The sequence below is a fragment of the Paenibacillus sp. GbtcB18 genome, assembly GCF_019091125.1.
In the GTDB taxonomy this organism is placed as follows: Bacteria; Bacillota; Bacilli; order Paenibacillales; family NBRC-103111; genus Paenibacillus_F; species Paenibacillus_F chitinolyticus.
In genome coordinates this window covers 138,882-161,779 of record NZ_JAGXJX010000002.1, presented here as the reverse complement: position 1 = coordinate 161,779, position 22,898 = coordinate 138,882, and the positions used below count along the sequence as shown (strand labels likewise).

Sequence of the window (22,898 nt, the reverse complement as noted above, 5' to 3'; positions counted from 1 at the left end):
AGGGGGGCCGTACATGAAACCAAAAGATTTAGTCGTACTGATCGGGGTAATCGGGATTATCTTGATGATGGTGGTGCCGATTCCAACCGCCCTCCTCGATTTTTTGCTCATCATAAACATTACGATCTCGCTGATGATTATTCTGGTCGGGATGAACACGCAGGAAGCTCTGCAGTTTTCCATTTTCCCGGCCCTGCTGCTTGTGACGACCTTGTTCCGCTTGGCTCTTAACGTTTCCACGGCCAGAAATATTCTGGCTCATGCCGAAGCGGGGGCCGTGGTCGAGACGTTCGGTAACTTCGTGGCGGCGGGTAACATCGTAGTCGGATTTATCGTGTTTCTTATTCTGGTTATCGTGCAGTTTATCGTGATCACGAAAGGTTCGGAGCGCGTAGCCGAAGTGGCGGCTCGCTTTACCCTGGATGCGATGCCCGGTAAGCAGATGAGTATCGACGCCGATTTGAACGCCGGCATGATCAATGAGCAGCAGGCGCGCGAGCGCCGCAGGAAAGTAGAGCGCGAAGCCGACTTCTACGGAGCCATGGACGGTGCGAGTAAATTCGTCAAAGGGGACGCGATTGCCGGAATTATCATCCTGCTGATCAATTTGATCGGCGGATTGATCATCGGGATTTCGATGAAAGGCATGTCGTTCGGAGAAGCCGGACATACGTATTCGATTCTTACCATCGGTGACGGACTGGTCAGTCAGATCCCGGCCCTGCTCATTTCAACCGCTTCCGGCATTATCGTAACGCGCGCCTCTTCGGAAGGAACGTTCAGTAACGATATCGTCGGTCAATTGACCGCTTATCCGAAGCTATTGTATATCGTGGCGGGAACGATTGCTTTTCTAGGTATTTTCACCCCAATCCATTGGTATACGACCATTCCAATCTCCGTTATTCTCGTTTTCGCGGCACGGAAGATGCAGCAGAACTTGAACCGGAAACAGGTCGAGGAAGAACAAATGGTGGAGGAACAGCAGATCGAAGAGGTACGGAGTCCGGAAAGCGTGATCAGCCTGCTTCAGGTGGATCCGATCGAATTCGAATTCGGTTACGGGCTCATTCCGCTGGCCGATGCCCAGCAGGGAGGAGATTTGCTCGACCGGATTATTCTGATCCGCAGACAATGTGCGCTGGAACTCGGCATCGTGGTTCCGGTTATCCGGATTCGCGATAATATTCAGCTTCGGCCTAACGAGTATATCATCAAAATTAAAGGCAATACGGTCGCAGGCGGCGAATTGCTGCTTAATCACTATCTGGCCATGAGCCCCGGATTCGAAGACGAATCCGTCACGGGAATCGAAACAACCGAACCTGCGTTCGGACTGCCGGCTCTGTGGATCGATGAGATGACCAAAGAGCGGGCGGAACTGTCCGGATATACGGTGGTAGATCCTCCTTCCGTAGTCGCTACGCATCTCACGGAAATCATCAAGAAGCACGCTCACGAGTTGCTGGGACGTCAAGAAACCAAGACGCTCATCGATAATGTCAGAGAAGCGTACCCGGCTCTTGTGGACGACTTGATTCCGAATGTTCTGGCCATCGGCGACGTGCAGAAAGTACTTGTGAAACTACTCCGGGAAAAAATTTCCGTACGCGATCTGGTTACCATCCTGGAAACGCTGGCGGATTACGGACCTTACTCCAAAGATCCGGATATTTTAACGGAGTATGTGAGGCAGTCTCTTTCGAGACAGATCACGCTGCAGTACTCGTCTCCGCAGGATTCGCTCCGCGTCATTACCGTAGGACCGGGGCTGGAGAAAAAAATCGCGGATTCCGTTCAGCAGACGGATCAGGGATCTTATCTGGCTATCGACCCGTCTTCCTCGCAGGTGATTTATCACAAGCTGGGTGAACAGGTGAGTAAAATGGTTCAGTCCGGTCACCAGCCGGTTATCCTGGCTTCACCGACGATCCGTATGTATTTGCGCCAGCTATTGGAGCGCACCATGCAGGACATTCCGGTTTTGTCTTACAGCGAGCTTGAACCGAGTGTAGAAATTCAGAGCATGGGAGTTGTCAACTTGTGAGAGTGAAACGTTACATTGTCGATTCAATGCCGGACGCTCTTCATAAAATCCGAACCGATCTCGGCAAGGATGCCGTTATTTTAAGTACGAAAGAAGTGAAGACCGGAGGTTTCTTGGGACTCTTCGGAAAAAAACGCATCGAAGTGATTGCAGCGCTGGAGGAAGGCCAGACCGGTTCAAGTAAAAGCGGTCCGGAAGGCGGCGCTCAGGCCCGCCCGTCCTCTAAAGCGGCGGCTGCCGCAGCGGTAACCGCCGTTGCCAAAGCGCGGCAGGAAGAAGCGGAGAAGGCGGCCGATCAGCCCCGGCCCAATAAAGAGCAGGAGCTAAGGCAGAGAGAATTTGCGGAACTTCTGCTCAGACAATCCGCCTTGCAAAATGAAGCGGTTCCGACTTACGGAACCGGCGGCGCCGAGAAGTTGGCTGCAAGAGAGACAAGTTTTCTCAAAAAAGAAGAGACCTTGGACGTTAACTCCGGTTCGGAGCCTTCCGGGGCTTCGACCAACGGACAGTCGGTAAGCGGAGCGAGGGAAACAGGCTCGGACCAGCAGCGTCAGGCCCCGAACCAGCAGTTCCCGCAGCCATCTCCCGCGGTCGCCGACCGTCCGGACGCGGAGGAAGCGCTGCCCGTCATTCCGCAGCGCCCTCCGGCGGCTGCCGCAGCCGCTTACGCGCAGGCAAAGCCGGCCGCCGCCGAACAGCGGCAGAGCCAGCCGGCCCAAGCGGCGCCGCCCGTTCCGCCGCCGGCCGAGCCGGCCGCCGAAGCGCCGCAGAGCGGCGGCTTCGCCGACGAGCAGGCCGAGGCGCTGCGCGCCGCACTGGCCGCCTCCCGAGCGGAAGCGGCGGCAGAAGCGGCCGCTGCGCAGAGCGCGGCCCGCGAGGACCTGATGCTGGCTGAACTCCAGCATCTCAAGACCATGATGGCCGGCCTAGCCCGGCCATCCGTGCAGCCCCAGCTGCCCCCCGTATGGGGGCGGCTGGAGGAGCATCTGCTGGCGCAGGAAGTGCAGCCGGACCTGGTCCGGCAGCTGATCGAAAGCGCCAGAAGAGATCTTGCCGCCTCGGCCGACGAGGCGGGGGCGCGGCAGGCGGCGGAAGCGGTCCGCAAGCGGATGCTTGCGCTGTTCCCGCCGCCGCAGGGCAAGCCGGTCTCGGCGGACTCCAAGATCGTTCATGTCGTCGGACCGACCGGTGTCGGCAAGACGACGACGATCGCAAAGCTGGCCGCCGATCAGGTGTTGAAGCAGCGCCGCAAAGTCGGGCTGATCACTTCCGACACTTACCGGATTGCCGCAATCGAGCAGCTTCGCACGTATGCGAATATTTTGGACGTTCCGGTGGAAGTGGTGTTTTCTCCGGCCGATCTGACGAGGGCTCTGCACAATTTGAGAGAGGCCGACGTCATCTTCATGGATACGGCCGGGCGTAATTTCCGCAACGAGATGTACGTATCCGAACTCAATACGCTGATAAGGCACCAGGGACCGAGCGAAACCATTCTGGTACTGAGCCTTACGTCCAAGTACAGCGACATGAAAGCCATTACCGCTAACTTTTCCAAGTTTAAAGTAGATAAAGTTCTTTTTACCAAGATGGATGAAACGTATTCTTACGGCGCCATGCTGAATTTGCTGGACGAATTCCCAATCCGGCTATCCTACGTGACGGACGGACAGAACGTACCCGACGACATCATGGTAGCGGACGAGAACCGGATTGTGGATGCGGTGCTGGAGGGTTACTCGTATGAGTGATCAGGCCCAGGAACTGCGTAAACTGATCCGGCTGAGGCATGAGAAGGATACGCCGTCCCCGGGATCCGCGTTAACCGGACAACCGGAGCGAAAGACGCGGATTATTACCGTCACAAGCGGCAAGGGCGGGGTAGGCAAATCGAATTTCACGTTGAATTTTGCTCTTTGCCTTCAGGCCCGGGGATACAAGACACTCATTTTCGATGCCGACATCGGGTTTGCCAACATTGATGTGCTCATGGGGATTTCCTCCAAAGCCAACCTGCTTCATTTAATTAAAGGAGAAAAAACGATCGGGGAGCTCGTACAGACAGGACCTAAAGGCCTGCAGTTCATCGCAGGGGGATCGGGGCTCTACGATCTGGTGAGGCTGTCGGACTCCGAAGCGGATTCTTTTACCGACCAGATTCAAGAGCTTGGCGGAATGGCCGATTTTATCCTGTTCGATACGGGAGCCGGGCTTTCCAAAGAAACCCAGCGGTTCATAGCCGCTGCCCAGGAAACGCTCGTGGTGACTACGCCGGAGCCCACGTCCATTACGGATGCGTATGCGCTCATTAAAATGGTTCGCAGCGAAGATCCCGACGTAACCTTCAAACTCGTGGTCAACCGGGCCGCTCACAGCCGGGAGGCAAAGGAAACCGCGGAGAAGATCGCCATCGTGGCCCGCCGCTTTCTGTCCGTCGAACTCCAGACACTCGGATTCGTGGAAGACGATCAGCACGTATCCCGGGCCGTGAAGGAACAGACTCCTTTTACGATTGCTTATCCGAATTCTCCTGCAGCCAAAAGCATGAACGTCCTTGTCGACCAATTTCTGGGCCAGCAGCCCAAAGCAGATTCAACCGGCGGGTTTAAAGGTTTCCTCAGCCGGCTGATCGGCCGCTAATTTATTCACATCTAGAGCCAATTCAGGAGGGACCCTATGGAGCCGTACCGTATTCTGGTAGTCGACGATTCGGTGTTCATGAGGAAGATCATTACGGATCTGATCGAAGAAGACCCCAATTTCCGTGTTATAGCCGTCGCAAAGAACGGTGCGGAAGCCGTAGTCAAGACAAAAGAGCTGAAACCGCACGCGGTTACGATGGATATTGAAATGCCTGAAATGAACGGGCTGGAAGCGCTGGAACGCATTATGGCCGCCACTCCGACTCCCGTTATTATGCTGAGCTCGCTGACGATGTCGGGAGCGGTTGAAACGATTCGGGCCCTTGAACTCGGCGCGATCGATTTTATCCGGAAGCCGTCCGGTTCGATTTCGCTGGATTTATTCAAGGTCAAGCAGCTTTTGCATGAGAAGCTGAGGATTGCGGTCAAAACACGCATGCAGCCGCAGCTTCCGTTAGAACCGGCCAAAAGGCCCGAACGCTTCGTTCAGCCGTCCGCTCCGTTCGTGAAGCCGCCTTCGACAGCGGAGACTCCCAAGAGAACCGCTGCGGCGGTGCAAGAAACGGGGAAGCCCTCAAACGGTGTCGGCATCGGCAGTTCGAAGGGCTTTCGGGATCTCGTGGCGATCGGTACATCGACCGGGGGCCCCAGAGCGCTGCAAAAAGTACTGAGCGGCCTGCCGGCGGATTTTCCGGCCCCTGTCCTCATCGTCCAGCATATGCCCCCGAATTTCACTAAATCGCTGTCTCAGCGCCTTAACGATCAATGTGCCGTTCGGGTAGTGGAAGCGGAGGAAGCCCAGGTGCTCGAACCCGGTACGGCCTATGTCGCTCCCGGCGGACTGCACATGACCGTCGTCAGGGCCGACGACAAGAAATACCGGATTTCTTTGAGCAAAAGCGAGCCGGTATCCGGACATCGTCCTTCCGTAGACAAGCTTTTCCAATCCCTGCTTCCCTTAAAAGAGCTGACCCGGCACGCCGTCATTATGACGGGGATGGGCAGCGACGGAGCGAGAACGATCGGAGAACTCCGAAAGGACGGAGCGGCGACCACGATTGCCGAATCCGAAGAGACATGCGTCGTATACGGCATGCCGCGAGTCGCGGTGGAGAACGGAGCCGCCATGTTTGTCCTTCCTTTGGGGGATATCGCTCCGAAGCTTGTCGAACGGGTGACGGATAAAAACGGCAGCCGCTAAAGAAAGTACTCGTTAAATTGACGGAGGTGCAGTTCTGTGGAGTTGAATCAATATTTATCAATGTTCATCGACGAATCGAAAGAACATCTGCAAGCTCTTAATGACAACATGCTCAGCCTGGAAAACAGTCCCGACAATATAGATATCGTTCATAATATTTTCCGCTCGGCCCATACGCTGAAAGGCATGTCCGCGACGATGGGATTCGAAGATCTCGCTTCGTTGACTCACGAAATGGAAAACGTTCTGGACCTGGTCCGTAACTTGAAGCTGAAAATGGACCCGTTCATTTTCGACAGCCTGTTCCAAAGTCTGGACGCTCTCGATTCGATGGTCGAGGATATCGTTCAGGGCGGAACGGGCAAGGCAGATGTTACGGCTATTGTCACTGCTTTGAAATCCATTGTAAGCGGGGATTATCTCAAATCCGCTCCATCCGCCGGAAGCGTTGGAACGGAAAGCGGGGAAGAAAGCGTTATTGCTTTGGACCAATTCCAGCTCTCGGTTCTCCAGCAATCGATTGACGCCAACATGCAGGTGTTTTATATCGAGGTTACCGTCCGGGAAGATTGCGTACTGAAAGCGGCCCGTGCTTACATGGTCTTCGAAATTCTGGAGCGTTCCGGCGAAGTTATCAAAGCGACGCCTTCCGTACAGGAGATCGAACAGGAGAAATTCGACCGCACCTTCTCCGTGTATTACATAGCTAACGTCGGGAAAGCCGATCTGGAGAAAGAAATTTCGAATGTCTCCGAAATCGAACATGTCCAAATCATCGTACTCGACCGCGAAACGCTGGACGAGATGACGGGAAGCGGCGCAGCCAAGGCGGAGGTCAAGGCGGGTGAAGCCCAGGCGGCTGCCGCATCCGCTCCGGCAGCCAAACCGGCACAGGCGAAGGAAACCGGCGGAGCTGCCAAACCGGCAGCGGCTGCAGGCGGCGGGCCTGTCGGAACCCGTACGATCCGGGTAGATATCGAGCGCCTCGATTCTCTCATGAATCTCTTCAGCGAACTGCTCATCGACCGGGTCCGCCTGGAGCAGCTGGCAAGCGAGATCAAGCGCAATGAGCTGACGGAGACGGTCGAGCATATGGCCCGCGTCAGCAGTGATCTGCAGAATATCGTTCTCAAGCTGCGGATGGTGCCGGTCGATACGGTCTTTAACCGGTTCCCGCGGATGATCCGGGATATCGCCAAATCGCTGGACAAAAAAGTCGATCTCGTCATAACCGGCGCGGAAACTGAGCTGGACCGCACGGTAATCGACGAAATCGGCGATCCGCTCGTGCATCTGCTTCGCAACGCGGTAGACCATGGACTCGAAACCGTGAGCCAGCGTGTGGCGAAGGGCAAAAGCGAGAGCGGAACCGTTCATCTCCGCGCTTATCACAGCGGTAACAATGTCTTCATCGAGATCGAAGACAACGGTAACGGCATTAACCGGGAGAAAGTGCTTGCGACCGCTGTGAAGAAAGGGATTGTCGCGCCTGAGATGGCGGACAAAATGAGCAATTCCGATATCGATCAACTGCTGTTCGCATCCGGCTTCAGTACCGCGGACGTAATCTCGGACATTTCCGGCCGCGGGGTAGGCTTGGACGTTGTAAAAACGAAAATCCACTCGCTCGGGGGACATATTCATGTCGAATCCAATCCGGGCAGCGGTTCGATCTTCTCGATCAAGCTTCCGCTTACGCTCTCGATCATCTCGGCCATGCTGGTCAAGATCGGCAGCGAGAAATATGCGATCCCGCTTTCTTCGATCGTGGAGACGGCCCTTATCCAGCAGGCGCAAATCCGTTCCGTCCAAGGAAACCGGATGATCGATTTCAGAGGCAGCATGATTCCGCTCGTTTCGCTCAGCTCCGTGCTGGATATTCCCGACTACAGCGAAGCCGACGAGACTGAAACCGAAGTTGTGGTTGTGCGCAAAGGCGAGAAAATGGCGGCGCTCATGGTGGAGGAGTTTATCGGTCAACAGGAGATCGTCCTGAAAACATTGGGTAAATACTTTACGAAGCTGTTCGCGATTTCGGGAGCGACCATTCTCGGCGACGGTCAAGTCGCATTGATTCTCGATACGAATGAACTCATTAAATAATTCAGGCAGGGGAGGCCGTTCAAATGGCTGAAGATAAAAAAATTATCGTATTTGCGCTGGCGCATGAGGAATACGGAGTAGAAGTGGATAAGGTCAAAACGATCGAACGGATGCAGCCGATGACCCGCGTTCCGAAAACGCCCGCTTTCGTCAAAGGCGTCATTAACCTCAGAGGCGTGGTCGTGCCGGTTATCGACCTGCGCTCCCGCTTCGGGCTTCCGGAAACCGAGTATTCCGATAATACCCGTGTGATCATTGTAGCGGTTAACGAACTCGAAGTAGGACTGATTGTAGATTCCGCTAACGACGTTATTGACTTGAACGAAGACAACATCGAGAATCCTCCCGAAGTTGTCGGCGGCATCAAGGCGAAATATCTGCATGGCATCGCCAAAATCGGAGAAGAGCGTCTCCTGGTCCTGATGAACCTGGAACAGGTTCTGAACAGGGACGAAATCATCCAGCTGGAAAAGATCGAGGCCTAAGCAAGTGGATACGTTCAGGCAGTTGGCGGATTATCAATTGGATGTGCTCAAGGAAATCGGCAACATCGGTGCCGGTCATGCGGCCACTGCTCTGTCCACCCTGCTGGACAAGCCTGTGGATATGCTCGTTCCGAAAGTCATGGTTCTTCCTTTCGAGGAGATTCCCGAAATCGTGGGCGGAGCGGAGGAAGTCGTACTCGCTATTTTTCTGCGGGTGATCGGGGATGCTCCCGGCAATATGTTTTTTATACTGAATCTCGAATCCGCCAAACGGATGCTGTTTTCCCTGATCGGGATGGAGCTTTCCGAGAGCGGTGATTATACGGAACTGGAGATTTCGGCCTTAAACGAAATCGGGAACATTTTGGCGGGATCGTACTTGTCCTCGCTGGCGGATTTTACTCGGCTGTCTATGTTCCCCACCGTACCTTCCCTGGCCATTGATATGGCGGGAGCCATTTTAAGCTACGGATTGCTGCAGTTCGGGGAGATGGGCGATCAGGCACTGCTGATTGACACGAAGTTCTTGGAAGGAAACGAAGAAGTGCAAGGTAACTTCTTCCTTATTCCGGACCCGGAATCGTTTGGGAAATTATTTGCGGCACTAGGGGTAGAGGCACATGAATCAACAGACGATCATTAAAGTCGGTATGGCGGATCTTAATGTCGGAATGCCGGGGGGCGTGCTTAAAACGACGGGACTCGGTTCCTGCGTCGGGCTTACCTTGTTCGACGACTTTGCCAAAGTCGGCGGAATGGCGCACGTCATGCTGCCGACATCCGAAATCGCCCGAGAAGGCACCGTCAACATTGCCAAATATGCGGATACCGCCATTCCCGAATTGATCGACCGGATGACCCGTCTTGGTGCCTCAATCAATCGGATGGAAGCGAAACTGGCAGGGGGAGCTCAAATGTTCGCTTTTGCCGGAGGGGGCGATACGATGCGAATTGGACCTCGCAATGTAGAGGCATGCAAAGAAATGTTGATCAAATACAAGATTCGAGTCAAAGGTGAAGATACGGGCCAGAACTATGGAAGAACGATTGAACTGAACTGCGATACGGGCGTGCTGACGATTCGAAGCGTACAGCACGGCTTGAAGGATTTGTAGAGATGGCGGGAACGATTCGTTGGAACTTCATAGTCGGTGCCGTCTCCTTCGTCCTCACCTTTCTCCTGTCGTTCAGCAGCAACGTCTGGCTGACTACACTGCTGCGAAGTGTTTACAGTTTTGTCATTTTATTCGTTGTCACATTCGGCTTTCGGTTTATTATGGGCCTGCTCCTATCCGCTAACCGCACGGCCGTAAATGAAACGGCAGCGGCCGCCGCAGAAGGGCCGTCTCCGAACAAGAATCTCGGCCAGCATCTCGATCTGACTACTCCCGATGAAACCTCGCAGAAAGCGGCGGACGGAGTGGACAGGGAGGAAGCGGAGTTTGCGCCGCTGTTACCCACGAAGCTAGTTACCCGGAAGCAACCTGACACCGAGCAATCGGTCAGAGCCCTTCGTCAAATGTCTGAAGAATAAGGACGGTGTACAGCCATGATTGATAAAAAACCTAATCTGGCGCATTTCGATACGTGGAGACAGTGGAAGCAGGGCGGTTCCAGAGAAGCCAAGCAAACGCTGATTGAAACGTACCTGCCTCTTGTCGAATACGTATCGGGCCGTTTGGCGATTGGTCTCCCCAAAAACGTTTCCAAGGAAGACCTCGGAAGCTTCGGAATCATGGGTCTGATCGACGCCGTAGAGAAGTTTGACTACGAACGCGGTCTGCAGTTCGAAACTTACGCGTCCTGGCGCATACGCGGGGCTATTATCGACGGTCTCAGACAAGGGGACTGGGTTCCCCGTTCCGTACGCGAGAAGGCCAAAAAAATCGAGGAAGCGTATCAGAAGCTGGAGCAAAAGTATCTTCGGACCGTGACGGATGAAGAGATCAGCGATTATCTCCAGGTTACGGAGGACGAGTTTCAGCATATGCTTCAGGAAATCGCCGTAACCTCCATTTGTTCCATAGACGAACCGATTCGTGAAGAAGAATCCGAAACCCGGCTTTCGCTTCTGGTGGACGAGCGTGCTAAAAACCCGGAATTTACCGTTAACGAATTTTACCTCAAAGAAACTCTTGCGCGGGCGATAGAGAAATTGACGGAGAAAGAACGGATCGTCGTTTCCCTGTTTTATTTCGAAGAACTTTCCTTGAGCGAGATTGCGGAAGTGATGAGTTTGTCGCCTTCCCGCATTTCTCAGCTTCACTCCAAAGCCATGCTGCGATTAAGAGGAGTTTTGAGTCGATATAAAGTTCAGTTGTTTGAAAAATAGAAGCTGCCGGGAAAGGTTGTCGATACAGGATGGACCGGATTTTGGAGTTGGACCAAATCATTAGGATTTCCGTCACGGACGATAAGTTGACATCCTTATTGAAGTTTGCCGATGTCGGGGAAGATTTTACGGTCACGTTTGACGAGCTGCAAGGATTGGCCAGAGCGAACGGCATCGTTCATGGACTCGATACGGAGGCGCTGCTCCGCATAGCGATAGATCCGCAGCCTTATCTGCTCGCCGAAACCGTGATCGCCCAAGGCACCCGCCCTGTTAACGGAAAGGACGGATACGTCGATTATTTGTACGGGCGCAACAACGATACGCATAAGCCTGTCGAGACGGAAGACGGACGCGTTGATCTCAAAGAAGTATCCACCTTGAACAATATCAGAAAGGGCCAGATCATCGGCAAAAAGGTTCCACCGACCGAAGGAACACCCGGCAAAGCCGTAACCGGAGAGCCGCTGCCGGCGCGCGAAGGCAAGGAAGCCAGGTTTAAACTGGGCAAAAACGTCGTAACGGATAACGAAGAGAAAGCCATTTATGCCGCCATTGACGGGCTCGTCACTTACACGGACCGGAACAAAGTAAACGTGTTCCCCGTATACGAAGTGAACGGAGACGTGGATTACCGGACGGGTAACATCGATTTCGTCGGGACTGTCGTCATTCGCGGAAACGTGAGCCCCGGTTTTAAGATCAAAGCTTCCGGGGATATCCGCATAGTCGGCGGTGTGGAAGCGGCCGAACTCGAAGCGAGCGGTTCCGTTGAAATAACCGCGGGTATCGTGGGCAGGAACAAAGCCGTAATCCGGGCCGGGCAGAATGTGAAATCTTCCTTTATCCAGGATGCGACAGTAGAAGCGGCGGATACGGTTACCGTTTCCCAAAGCATTCTTCATTCGACAATACGTGCGGGTAAAACCGTCGCTTGCAACGGCCCCAAAGGGCTGATCGTGGGCGGAACCGTTCAGGCCGGCGAGAAGGTGATCGCCAGAACGATCGGAAATTCCCTCTCCAACGCGACTGCAATCGAGGTGGGGGTGCTGCCTGAGCTTCGCAATGAATTGATTCAGCTTCGTTCCCAGCTCAAAGCGCTTGCGGATAATCAGTCCAAGACGGACAAAGCCCTTATTTTGCTGGACCAGTTGGCGGCGTCCGGCCAGCTCGGACCGGACAAAGTAGCGCTGCGAATTAAGCTGAATCATACAAAACGCCAGTCCGGAGAAGAACAGCGTGAGCTCCGTGAACGGATTTTTGAAATGGAGAAATCGCTTGAAGACAGCGAACGCTCCAGCGTAGAAGTGATCTCTACCGTATACGGAGGAGCCAAAATCGTGATCGGCCGATACACGAAGTTCATCAAAGATCCGATGAGCCATGTCGTGTTCCAGCTTGTTGCAGGCGATATCGGACACAGCGCCTATATACCTAAGTAAAAGCTCCCTAGTCAAGCCAATAACGAGCGAAAATGACGAGGTGGAACTTGTATGGATATGAAACCGGTCGATTTGCAGTTCGCGGTTCATAAGAACGATCAGGCAGGCATCCGGCAGCAGCAGTTGAACCACAAACCCGAGATGGATCAGGTTCTCTTGGGCGCGGAAAATGAGAAGAACGCCGAACATAACCGGAAAGCCAGCGAGAAAATCGGGGAGAGCGAGGAGGCTCAAATCCGCAAAGAAGGCCGGCAGAATGACGGTCAAGGCGGACGGGGCCGACAGCAGAGGAAGGCCCCTCCTTCTCAAGAAGCGGAGCCGCCAAAGGCGGTTCACCCTTTTAAAGGCTCGCATATCGACTTGAGTCTATAAAGGAAGATTGGAAAGTACAGGTGATGTTAAAATGGAACCTTGGCAGATGATTGTTCTTCTCGGCCTCGTAATTGTGGTGTTTGCGGGAGTGATTCCCCGCTCGGCTGCAAAAAAAGGCGGGCAGGCGCCTTCGGCCCAGCTCGTAAAAGAGCTGGAAGAGAGCATGGCTCACTTTGCGTCCGACCTTGAGCAGCAGAACCAGGCGCTCATCGACCTGTTCAAAGAGACGCAGAGGGAGCACAAGCTCGAGGTCGCCAAATTGACCGTCAGGCTTGAAGTGCTGGAGCGCCGCAGCGCGGACGGAAACGGGGCGGGGGGGCATGGCGGCGGCGAGTCAGCGCCGGAGCTTTCCCGGCACGGGTCCCGGGGCACGGAGACTCATGTCTACGTGGAACCCGCCGTTCAGACGCACGGGTCCGCACTATCAACGCCCCGTCCTTCGCAGACGGAGGAGTTCCCGGCAGAAGCTGCCGCCGCATCTGTACAGCCGCAGGAAACTCCTCGAATGGAGCCGGACCTCTCCGTGCGCTCCCGGTATGCCGCCCTTTTTGAGCTGCATGACCAGGGAAGATCGACGGAGCAGATCGCCAAACAGCTCGGGATGAACAAAGGGGAAGTCATGCTGATCATGCAGCTGGCCAAACGGGAGGGGCATTCCGATGAAAGTAAATAAAACGCTGCTGGCCGGAATCGGCATCGGCATGATCGTGGGCTCGGCTCTCCTTCAGTTGATGATAACGGCCGCCCGGCCCGTCCAGCCGTTATCGCAGAATTCGGCCGTTTCCATAGAACAGATGGACATGAACAAGCTGAAAACCGAAGCCGGGAAGTATTATCAGGTTTTTGACAAAAACCAGCCCGTCTTCACGAAAGAGCAGCATGAACAGGAACTGCAAAAGCAGTTGGAGGCGGAGAAAGCGAAAACGCCTTCCGCCCAGCCCGCTCCTTCGGCGCCGCCTCAAATAACAGCCCTCTACATCTCACCGGGGATGAGGTCCAGCCAGGTGGCTAAGATCGTTTCCGTGAGCGGGTTAGTCGAAAGTCAGGAGCAATTTGAGCAGGCGATGGCGGCTAAGGCGGCAACGGGAAAGATCAAGTCGGGCGTTCATAAATTTACAGGCAAACCGACGCTGGACGAGATCATTCAGAATCTCACCAGTAAGCCGGAATAATAATAAGGCTCTTGCATCGCGCGAGGGTCTTATTTTGCGTGCGGCCGGGAATAATGATACCGTCTGAAGATAAGCTTTCACGGATTGAAAATCTTGCCGAAAGTTGTCTCTGAACGCTGTTGCATCCCGCATGCTACTTGTGGTATAGTTATTGACGGTGTTAAAAACACACGATGGTTAATTCGTATAACGGTGCTTGTCCGGGCTTTGCGCGCGGCGAGTTTTATACGGAGATGCGGCCATCGGAGGAGCATTACACTAAAACCATTTTATTGAGGAGGTGTGTGAGGATGGCAGTAATTTCCATGAAGCAGCTTCTAGAAGCTGGGGTACACTTCGGTCACCAAACCCGTCGTTGGAACCCGAAAATGGACAAATACATCTTCACTGAAAGAAACGGCATTTACATTATCGATCTACAAAAAACGGTTAAAAAGGTTGAGGAAGCTTACAACTTCGTTAAATCGGTCTCTGCTGAGAACGGTACGATCATGTTCGTAGGTACCAAAAAACAAGCTCAAGACTCCGTTAAAGAAGAAGCGGAACGTTGCGGCATGTTCTACATCAACCAACGCTGGCTCGGCGGCACGCTGACCAACTTCCAAACGATTCAAAAGCGTATCAACCGTCTTAAAGAGCTTGAAAAAATGGAGCAGGACGGCACGTTCGAACTTCTTCCTAAGAAAGAAGTTATCATCCTGAACAAGGAAAAAGATCGCCTCGATAAATTCCTCGGCGGCATCAAAGGCATGAAAGGCCTGCCTAGCGCCCTGTTCATCATTGATCCACGCAAAGAGCGTATTGCGGTTGCAGAAGCTCGCAAACTTGGTATCCCAATCGTAGGTATCGTTGATACGAACTGCGATCCGGACGAAATCGACTATGTTATCCCAGGTAATGACGACGCGATCCGCGCTGTTAAATTGCTGACTGGTAAAATGGCCGATGCTGTGATCGAAGCTAACCAAGGCGAACAAACAACGGCTTAATCGACATAAACGAACGTAACAGGAAAAGGGTGGTCTGAAGGCACTTGAGCCTATCACCGCCCTTTTTTTAAAATACTTATAATCTTAGGGAGGTCCCTATTTATGGCAGTAACAGCTGCAATGGTAAAAGAACTGCGTGAAAAAACAGGCGCAGGCATGCTTGATTGCAAAAAAGCGTTGGACGAAGCAAACGGCGATCTGACGAAAGCAAGCGAAATCCTTCGCGAGAAAGGTCTTGCCGCTGCCGCTAACAAAGCAGGCCGCGCAGCTACCGAAGGCATTGTAGAATCTTACATTCATGCCGGCGGACGCATCGGCGTTCTAGTCGAAGTTAACTGTGAAACCGACTTCGTTGCCAAAACGGACAACTTCCGTGATTTCGTAAAAGGTATCGCCATGCAAATCGCTGCTGCGAACCCTTCCTATGTTCGTCGTGAAGAAGTTCCGACAGAAGAGCTTGATAAAGAAAAAGAAATTCTTCGCAACCAAGCGCTGAACGAAGGCAAACCTGCTCACATCGTGGACAAAATGGTTGAAGGCCGCATCAGCAAATACTACGAAGAAATTTGTCTGATGGAACAATCCTACATCAAAGATCCGGACAAAACGGTATCCGTCCTGCTGAACGAAATGATCAGCACGATCGGCGAGAACATCTCCATCCGCCGCTTTGCTCGTTTTGAGCTTGGTGAAGGTCTGGAAAAGAAAGTCGACAACTTCGTTGAAGAAGTAATGGCACAAGCTAAAGGCAACGCCTAATACCGAACGGACCAAAAGCGGGAACACATTGTGTTCCTTCTTTTATAAACAGAAACGGTACAAGAAAGACAGAAGCACGCTGATTTGTCAGAACGGAGGGTACCAAAGTTGGAGCGACCTTTGTATAAAAGAGTAATCTTAAAGCTGAGCGGTGAGGCTCTTGCCGGACAGCAAGGATTCGGGATCGAATCGGACATCATTTCTTCTATCGCCCTGCAGGTGAAAGATGTGGTCGATCTCGGGGTGGAAGTTGCTATCGTTGTGGGCGGAGGCAACATCTGGCGCGGGATTGCAGGCAGTGCCAAAGGCATTGACCGGGCTACGGCAGACTACATGGGCATGCTTGCAACGGTCATGAATTCCCTGGCTATGCAGGACGCGCTGGAGAATATTGGCGTGCCGACCCGTGTGCAAAGCTCCATTTCCATGCAGCAGGTAGCGGAACCGTACATCCGCAGAAGAGCGATTCGTCATCTGGAGAAGGGCCGAGTCGTCATCTTTGCTGCCGGAACAGGTAACCCTTATTTTTCCACGGATACGACGGCTGCGCTTAGAGCGGCCGAGATTGAAGCGGAAGTTATCTTGATGGCTAAGAACAAAGTAGACGGAGTTTACTCCGCGGATCCTTTCAAAGACGAAACGGCTGAGAAATACGAGACCCTCACTTATCTTGAGGTGCTTAACAAAAATCTCGGCGTGATGGATTCAACCGCTTCCTCGCTGTGCATGGACAACAATATCCCGCTTATCGTATTTTCGATCACAGAAAATGGCAACATTAAACGGGTAGTCCTCGGCGAAAAAATCGGTACCATTGTCAAAGGGAGTGTATAATCGTATGCCGCAATCGATTAAAAAGAATGCAGAAGAGCGGATGAGCAAGGCTATCGACGCACTCAAGCGCGATCTGGCCACTCTGCGTGCAGGCCGCGCAAACCCTGCGCTGCTCGATAAAATCCAAGTGGAATACTATGGCGCGATGACTCCGGTTAACCAACTGGCTAACATCTCCACGCCGGACTCCCGCACGCTGATCATTCAGCCATGGGATAAGAGCTCCATGGGAGCTATTGAGAAAGCTATTCTCAAGTCCGAACTGGGCCTGACTCCGGCTAACGACGGTACGGTGATCCGACTTGTCATTCCGCCGCTTACGGAAGAACGCCGCAGCGATCTGGTTAAACTGACCCGTAAATACGGGGAAGAGGCCAAAGTCGCGATCCGTAATATCCGCCGCGATGCCAATGATGACATCAAGAAGCAGGAGAAAAACGGTATTTCCGAAGACGAGTCCCGTCGTCACCAGGACGATATTCAGAAATTTACGGACAAATTCACGGCAGAAGTCGAGAAAGTCCTGACAGGTAAAGAAAAAGAAATTATGGAAGTGTAAACGGCTATCGTCGCCCCCTGAAATACCGGGGGCTTTTCATCTTTCCATAGTGGGGGAAAAAAGATGTTCAATCAACTGAAAAAATGGCTTGGAAACGAGTCTGCACAGGACGAGAAGTCTCCCCATTTGGAGTTGGACAACGTTCCGTCTCATATTGCCATTATCATGGACGGAAACGGACGCTGGGCGAAACAGCGCGGACTTCCCCGTGTGGCCGGGCACCATTCCGGTATGAAGAATGTGAAGAAAATCACCATTGCAGCCGACAGCATCGGAGTCAAGGTGTTGACGATGTATGCCTTTTCCACGGAAAACTGGAAGCGCCCTAAAGAGGAAGTCGAATTCCTCATGAAGCTGCCCCAGGAGTTCTTTCCGCTGGAAATTGAGGAACTGATCGAGCGTAACGTGCGGATCCGCATGACCGGCTGGAAAGAAAGTCTGCCGGATTACACCCTGAATGCCATTGAAGATGCAATCGAGCGTACAAAGAATAACACAGGCCTCATTCTAAACTTTGCTCTGAATTACGGTGGCCGCAAGGAACTGCTCGCCGGCGTTCAGGATGTACTGAGGGATGTTCAGGAAGGCAAACTTCGTCCGGAAGAATTGACGGAGGAAACCTTTTCTTCGTATATGCTCACTTCCGGGCTTCCTGACCCCGATTTGCTGATCCGGACGAGCGGAGAGCTGAGGCTTAGCAATTTTCTGCTGTGGCAGCTCGCCTATACCGAATTATGGTTTACGGAAGCTTACTGGCCTGAATTCTCGGAAGAGCATTTTTACCGGGCCGTTGCCGAATACCAACGACGGGCAAGACGATACGGAGGCTTGTAAGCATCGGTTTGGAGGAATGAAGCATTGAAGCAGAGGATTCTGACGGGAGCGATAGCCGGAGCCGCATTTCTGGGCCTGTTGGCTGTCGGCGGCAACTGGTTTGCCGCCTTGATCGTACTAATGGCCATAATCGGCTTTGATGAGTATGTGCGCATGAACAAGTTGAAAGACCACCGGATCACATGGCTGGTCGGCATGATCGCCTTGATTCTGCTTACCCTTCCATGGGAAATGCACCGGTTTACCTATGAGCTCAATGAGGTCGGCCTGATCTGGGGAGCCGCTTTCGTGCTGATGGCCGCTACGGTCTTGTCCAAAAACAAAATTACCATCGACATGGTGTCGCTTCTTTTTCTCGGAGTCGTGTACATAGGTGTCGGATTTCATTATATGATCATGACGCGGTGGATACCCGAGCATGGTTTGTTTTGGACGCTTCTTATTTTTGTCAGCATTTGGGCGACGGATTCCGGCGCGTATTTTGTCGGATCGAAATTCGGCAAACACTTGCTGTGGCCGGTAATCAGCCCTAAGAAATCGGTCGAGGGAGCCCTCGGTGGAGTATTGATTGCTATTGTAGCCGCACTTTGTTTTTCCCTGGCCCGTCCCGAACTTCTGTCTCCGGCCCGCGCGGTGCTGATCGGTGTCGTTATTGCCGTGTCGGGACAGCTCGGCGATCTTATGCAATCCGCCTACAAGCGGGTGAAGGGAATTAAGGATACGGGGACCATTCTGCCGGGTCATGGTGGAATTCTCGACCGCGTGGACAGCTGGCTTATCGTTTTTCCGCTCGTCCACTGGCTTGCGCTGATTCCTTCCTGAATCCGTATACCCGTCCAATAGACAGAATCGGCTCAGGCTCATTCAACGGGGGAGAATATGAATAAACGAATAGCGATACTTGGCTCGACCGGATCGATCGGTACGCAAACGCTTGATGTCATTGCCCATCATCCGGATCAATTTACCGTAGAGGCACTTGCCGGCGGACGGAACGTGGAGCTTCTAGCTGAGCAAATCCGCCGGTTCAAGCCGAAACTGGCTTCTGTGGCTACCCGGGAACTGGCGGATCGGTTGTCCGCTTTAATACCCGCAGGTACACGTATTCTTCATGGTGAAGAAGGTCTCCTGGAGACGGCGGCCGGAACCGATGCGGATTTTGTCGTAACGGCCGTAGTCGGCAACCAGGGGCTGGAACCGACGATCGCCGCGATTGAAGCGGGGAAAACGATCGGCCTTGCGAATAAAGAGCCGCTTGTGAGCGCGGGGCATCTGGTAACGGAAGCCGCGAACCGCAAAGGTGTGAGGCTGCTGCCCATCGACAGCGAGCATTCCGCGATTTTCCAGTGTCTGAACGGCGAACGCCGTGAGGAGATCAGGAAAATTACCATTACGGCTTCCGGCGGTTCTTTCCGGGACCGTACCCGGGCGGAGCTGGAAGGCGTTACGGTCGAGCAGGCGTTGAACCATCCGAACTGGTCCATGGGCGCCAAGATTACGATCGACTCGGCCACGATGGTCAACAAAGGGCTCGAAGTTATTGAAGCCCACTGGCTTTTTGACCTGCCCTACGATCAAATCGGGGTGATTTTGCATCCGGAAAGCATCATCCACTCCTACGTGGAGTTCAACGATAGCAGCATTATTGCCCAGCTCGGAAACCCGGACATGCGCGTGCCGATCCAATATGCGCTGTCCTACCCGAACCGGCTGCATTCACCTGCGAAATCCCTGGATTTGGCGGAAATCGCTACACTGAATTTCCGGCCCATGGATTTTGACCGGTTCCCCTGCCTTCGGATGGCTTACGAAAGCGGCCGAACCGGGGGCACGGCGCCAACCGTATTCAACGCGGCTAATGAACAAGCCGTGGCGAGGTTTTTGCAGGGAGAGATTCCTTTTCTCCGCATTGAAACCATCATAGAAGAATGTCTGCAAAGACACTCGGTCATGAGCAGTCCGCAGATCGGTGATATTTTGGAAGCCGACCGGTGGGCGCGTGAAACTGCGTCTTTGCTCGGCTGAGCCTCGATGAAGGATAAACCGACCGCTCTGGAAATTTTCCGGACGGCCGGTTTTTTAGTCTATGAGCTCCATGTTCCTGCGTATACTGACATAGGCTATTGCTTGTATTAGGCCGTTCAATAATGGTACATTAGGAACATACGTAAGCATAAACGAGACGGCTTTCAGGAGAGAAAGCGCCGGAGGAGGCAGATGCGGGTTGGGAAGCATTGAAACAGGACTGAAAATTGTCCTTATGTTCTTCGTCCTCGTTACGATTCACGAGTGGGGACATTTTTATTTTGCGAAACGGGCCGGAATTTTGGTGCGTGAATTCGCTATCGGGTTCGGACCAAAATTGTTCTCATATAAAAAGGGCGAAACTCGTTACACCTTGAGATTGCTCCCGTTCGGCGGATATGTCCGCATGGCCGGTGAGGATCCGGAAATCGTACAAATCCAGGATGGCCAGACGATTGCCGTGAAGTTAAACAAGGACAATAAAGTAACCAAGCTTTATTTAGACCAGCTTGATCAGCGGGCGAACGTCATCCAAGGCTCCGTGCAGCAGATCGATCTGGAAAAAGACCTTTTTGTAAAGCTTGAAGTGGGAGACGAGCAGGTCCGCTACGCCGTTCAGCCGGATGCCCTCATGGTTACCCGCGGCGTGGAAACACAGATCGCACCGCTGGACCGGCAGTTTGGCAGCAAGACGGTGGGCCAGCGTTTCCTGTCCATCCTGATGGGGCCGGTTATGAACTTTTTGCTGGCCGCGGTACTGTTTCTTACCCTCGTCATTATGCAGGGAGTTCCCACGAACGTTAAAGTCGACAAGCTGGAGCCAGGTCGTCCGTCCGAGAAAGCCGGGCTAATGGCCGGAGACGTCATCGTCTCGGTCAACCAGGAAACGATCGGGGACAATCGCGAGAAGTTTATGAAAGTGGTCGGTTCCTCTCCCAACGAGAAAATGAACTGGGTGATCCAGCGGGGCGGCGTGGAGAAGAAAATCGAAATTACTCCGGACGAGAACGGCAAGGTCGGGGTTTATATCACGGGAGACAAGCGCTCGGCTTCCTTCGGCGAAACGTTGAAGGGCACCTACAACTACGTTTCGACCTCGACGGTAGGTATTCTCGACGGATTCAAGAAGCTCGTGCTGGGGCAGTTCAAAATGGACGACCTGGGCGGTCCGGTGCGTATCGTACAGGTAACCGGTGAATTCGCGAGCCACGGCAGTGAATCGTACATCTACTGGGTCGCGCTGCTCAGCCTTTATTTAGGGCTGTTTAACCTGCTTCCGTTTCCTGCGCTGGACGGAAGCCGGCTCGTATTCCTCGCCATCGAAGCGGTTCGCGGCAAGCCGGTCGATCCCAACCGCGAAAGCATGGTTCACTTTATCGGCTTTGCCATGCTCATGCTATTGATGGTCGCCGTAACCTATAACGATATTTTACGTTTAATTAAAAGCTAATCTGTATTATGATAGATAGATGTAACCGTTAGGTGAAACGATGCCTGTCCGTCCGACCGGTCGAACCTTGCGTTTGCCCCGCCGGATGGACTTCCGTAGGAGGATCCGTATGTCCAAAGATAAACAATTTGTCCGGGAAATCACGCCGCAGGGTGAAGATTTCTCCCAGTGGTACATTGATGTCATCAAAAAAGCCGATCTTATGAGCTATTCCCCGGTTCGCGGGTGTATGGTCTTCAAGCCGGACGGCTACGAAATTTGGGAAAACATCCAGCGCGAGCTGGACAAGCGTTTCAAGGAAACGGGGCACCGCAACGCCTATTTCCCGCTTTTCATCCCGGAGAGCTTTTTCCAGAAAGAGAAGGAGCACGTGGAAGGCTTCAATCCGGAGCTTCCCTGGGTGACCGAAGCGGGGGGAGAGAAGCTCGAAGAGCGTCTGGCCATCCGTCCGACTTCCGAGACGATGATCGGCCATATGTATGCGGAATGGATCAATTCCTACCGTGATCTGCCGCTCCTTATCAATCAGTGGGCGAACGTGGTCCGCTGGGAGAAACGTACCCTGCCATTCCTTCGTACGACGGAGTTTTTGTGGCAGGAAGGGCATACCGCTCACGAAGACGAAGAAGATGCTCGCCGCGAAACGATGCAAATGCTGGAAATTTACAGAGATTTCGCAGAGAATTTCCTTGCCATGCCGGTCATTATCGGGCAGAAAACACCTTCCGAGAAGTTTGCCGGAGCGGTAGATACCTTCTCGATCGAAGCCATGATGAAAGACGGCAAAGCGGTACAAGCGGGGACTTCGCATTACCTCGGCACCAACTTTGCGGTTGCTTTCGATATTAAATATTTGAACCGGGAAAATCAGCACCAGTTCGTGCACACCACCTCCTGGGGGGTAAGCACACGTCTGATCGGCGCGACGATCATGGCACACGGGGACGACCGCGGGTTGGCTCTGCCGCCTAAAGTAGCTCCTACACAAGTGATCATGATCCCGATTGGTCCTCCTAAAACGAGGGAGCAGGTCGTGGCACGCACGGACGAGCTGTTTGCCGAATTGAAGCAGGCGGGTGTCCGGGTAAGAGTGGACGACCGTGCGGACCTGAGCCCGGGCTGGAAATTCAACGAGTACGAAATGCGCGGCGTTCCGATCCGTGTCGAGCTGGGACCGCGCGATATGGAGAACGGTCAGATCGTTCTCGTTTCCCGGATAACCGGGGAGAAGAAAATCGTTCAGCAGGTCAACTTTGTTCAGGAAGTTCAGCAGCTCTTGGAAGAGATACACCAGGAGATGTTCAACCGTGCGAAACAGCACCTCGAAGAGCATTTGATCACGGTAGACACGCTGGATGAGTTCAAACAATACTTGGAAACGAACCGCGGATTTGCGCTTGCAGGCTGGTGCGGTTCGGAAGCTTGTGAAGCCCAGGTCAAAGAAGAGGCGGGAGCAACGAGCCGCAACATTCCGTTTTCGCCGCGGGAATCGAAAGAAACCTGTCTGGTTTGCGGGGATAAAGCGAAGCACACCGTCGTTTTCGGTAAATCTTATTAAGCACGATTACAATGAAGGGCAAACGAGATTACTTTCTCTCTTTGTCCTTTTCTTTTTCCGGCCGGGTAAGAGCAAGGCGGCAATCGGAGCAAGC

Annotated in this window: 23 protein-coding genes; all 23 read left to right on the top strand. The window is 53.3% G+C overall.

Annotated features, from left to right (window positions below; all coding sequences use genetic code 11):
* The first annotated feature begins 13 nt into the window (after positions 1-13).
* Positions 14-2,047 (top strand): flagellar biosynthesis protein FlhA, encoded by a 2,034-nt coding sequence (gene flhA, locus KVT34_RS05945; RefSeq protein WP_217557535.1) that lies wholly within the window; start codon positions 14-16, stop codon positions 2,045-2,047.
* Positions 2,044-3,798, top strand: coding sequence for a flagellar biosynthesis GTPase FlhF (gene flhF, locus KVT34_RS05940; RefSeq protein ID WP_217557533.1), 1,755 nt, complete (start codon positions 2,044-2,046; stop codon positions 3,796-3,798). Before flhA ends, flhF begins: the two co-directional genes overlap by 4 nt.
* Positions 3,791-4,687 carry a MinD/ParA family protein gene (locus tag KVT34_RS05935; protein WP_217557530.1) on the top strand — a complete coding sequence of 299 codons (897 nt, stop codon included), beginning with the start codon at positions 3,791-3,793 and terminating at the stop codon, positions 4,685-4,687. Before flhF ends, KVT34_RS05935 begins: the two co-directional genes overlap by 8 nt.
* Before the next feature lie 36 nt (positions 4,688-4,723).
* A complete protein-coding gene (locus tag KVT34_RS05930) occupies positions 4,724-5,890 on the top strand; it encodes a protein-glutamate methylesterase/protein-glutamine glutaminase (RefSeq protein ID WP_217557527.1) in 1,167 nt (388 codons plus the stop codon).
* Positions 5,891-5,926: 36 nt separating this feature from the next.
* A complete protein-coding gene (locus KVT34_RS05925) occupies positions 5,927-7,993 on the top strand; it encodes a chemotaxis protein CheA (RefSeq protein ID WP_217557525.1) in 2,067 nt (688 codons plus the stop codon).
* A 23-nt stretch (positions 7,994-8,016) separates the two neighbouring features.
* A complete protein-coding gene (locus tag KVT34_RS05920; protein WP_217557523.1) occupies positions 8,017-8,478 on the top strand; it encodes a chemotaxis protein CheW in 462 nt (153 codons plus the stop codon).
* Positions 8,479-8,482: 4 nt separating this feature from the next.
* Positions 8,483-9,121 carry a chemotaxis protein CheC gene (locus tag KVT34_RS05915; protein ID WP_217557521.1) on the top strand — a complete coding sequence of 213 codons (639 nt, stop codon included), beginning with the start codon at positions 8,483-8,485 and terminating at the stop codon, positions 9,119-9,121.
* The gene (locus KVT34_RS05910) at positions 9,099-9,593 is read left to right on the top strand and encodes a chemotaxis protein CheD (RefSeq protein WP_217557520.1); all 495 of its coding nucleotides are present in this window, start codon (positions 9,099-9,101) and stop codon (positions 9,591-9,593) included. Before KVT34_RS05915 ends, KVT34_RS05910 begins: the two co-directional genes overlap by 23 nt.
* A gap of 2 nt (positions 9,594-9,595) precedes the next feature.
* A complete protein-coding gene (locus tag KVT34_RS05905; RefSeq protein ID WP_217557518.1) occupies positions 9,596-10,012 on the top strand; it encodes a hypothetical protein in 417 nt (138 codons plus the stop codon).
* Positions 10,013-10,027: 15 nt separating this feature from the next.
* On the top strand, positions 10,028-10,810 hold the full coding sequence (locus tag KVT34_RS05900; protein WP_009676771.1) for a FliA/WhiG family RNA polymerase sigma factor: 783 nt from the start codon (positions 10,028-10,030) through the stop codon (positions 10,808-10,810).
* A gap of 29 nt (positions 10,811-10,839) precedes the next feature.
* Positions 10,840-12,252, top strand: a complete 1,413-nt coding sequence (locus KVT34_RS05895) for a flagellar assembly protein A (RefSeq protein ID WP_217557516.1) — start codon at positions 10,840-10,842, stop codon at positions 12,250-12,252.
* 51 nt (positions 12,253-12,303) lie between these two features.
* Positions 12,304-12,624 (top strand): hypothetical protein, encoded by a 321-nt coding sequence (locus KVT34_RS05890; RefSeq protein WP_042233033.1) that lies wholly within the window; start codon positions 12,304-12,306, stop codon positions 12,622-12,624.
* 31 nt (positions 12,625-12,655) lie between these two features.
* Positions 12,656-13,297: a DUF6115 domain-containing protein gene (locus KVT34_RS05885; RefSeq protein WP_217557514.1), complete on the top strand. Its 642-nt coding sequence runs from the start codon at positions 12,656-12,658 to the stop codon at positions 13,295-13,297.
* Entirely contained in the window at positions 13,284-13,796 is a 513-nt protein-coding gene (locus tag KVT34_RS05880) for a hypothetical protein (RefSeq protein WP_217557512.1), read from the top strand. Before KVT34_RS05885 ends, KVT34_RS05880 begins: the two co-directional genes overlap by 14 nt.
* A 290-nt stretch (positions 13,797-14,086) precedes the next feature.
* Positions 14,087-14,785, top strand: a complete 699-nt coding sequence (gene rpsB / locus KVT34_RS05875) for a 30S ribosomal protein S2 (RefSeq protein WP_009676777.1) — start codon at positions 14,087-14,089, stop codon at positions 14,783-14,785.
* Positions 14,786-14,887: 102 nt separating this feature from the next.
* Entirely contained in the window at positions 14,888-15,544 is a 657-nt protein-coding gene (gene tsf / locus KVT34_RS05870) for a translation elongation factor Ts (protein WP_217557509.1), read from the top strand.
* A 108-nt stretch (positions 15,545-15,652) separates the two neighbouring features.
* Positions 15,653-16,378, top strand: a complete 726-nt coding sequence (gene pyrH, locus KVT34_RS05865) for a UMP kinase (RefSeq protein WP_009676779.1) — start codon at positions 15,653-15,655, stop codon at positions 16,376-16,378.
* Positions 16,379-16,382: 4 nt separating this feature from the next.
* Complete coding sequence (frr, locus tag KVT34_RS05860) at positions 16,383-16,937, top strand: ribosome recycling factor (RefSeq protein WP_042233043.1); 555 nt, start codon at positions 16,383-16,385, stop codon at positions 16,935-16,937.
* Positions 16,938-17,000: 63 nt separating this feature from the next.
* The gene (locus KVT34_RS05855) at positions 17,001-17,771 is read left to right on the top strand and encodes an undecaprenyl pyrophosphate synthase (RefSeq protein ID WP_217557507.1); all 771 of its coding nucleotides are present in this window, start codon (positions 17,001-17,003) and stop codon (positions 17,769-17,771) included.
* Between the two features lie 24 nt (positions 17,772-17,795).
* Positions 17,796-18,593: a phosphatidate cytidylyltransferase gene (locus KVT34_RS05850; RefSeq protein ID WP_217557505.1), complete on the top strand. Its 798-nt coding sequence runs from the start codon at positions 17,796-17,798 to the stop codon at positions 18,591-18,593.
* Between the two features lie 57 nt (positions 18,594-18,650).
* A complete protein-coding gene (locus tag KVT34_RS05845) occupies positions 18,651-19,796 on the top strand; it encodes a 1-deoxy-D-xylulose-5-phosphate reductoisomerase (protein ID WP_217557503.1) in 1,146 nt (381 codons plus the stop codon).
* Between the two features lie 199 nt (positions 19,797-19,995).
* On the top strand, positions 19,996-21,246 hold the full coding sequence (gene rseP / locus KVT34_RS05840; protein ID WP_217557501.1) for an RIP metalloprotease RseP: 1,251 nt from the start codon (positions 19,996-19,998) through the stop codon (positions 21,244-21,246).
* Between the two features lie 109 nt (positions 21,247-21,355).
* A complete protein-coding gene (gene proS, locus KVT34_RS05835) occupies positions 21,356-22,804 on the top strand; it encodes a proline--tRNA ligase (protein ID WP_042233052.1) in 1,449 nt (482 codons plus the stop codon).
* Positions 22,805-22,898 lie beyond the last annotated feature (94 nt).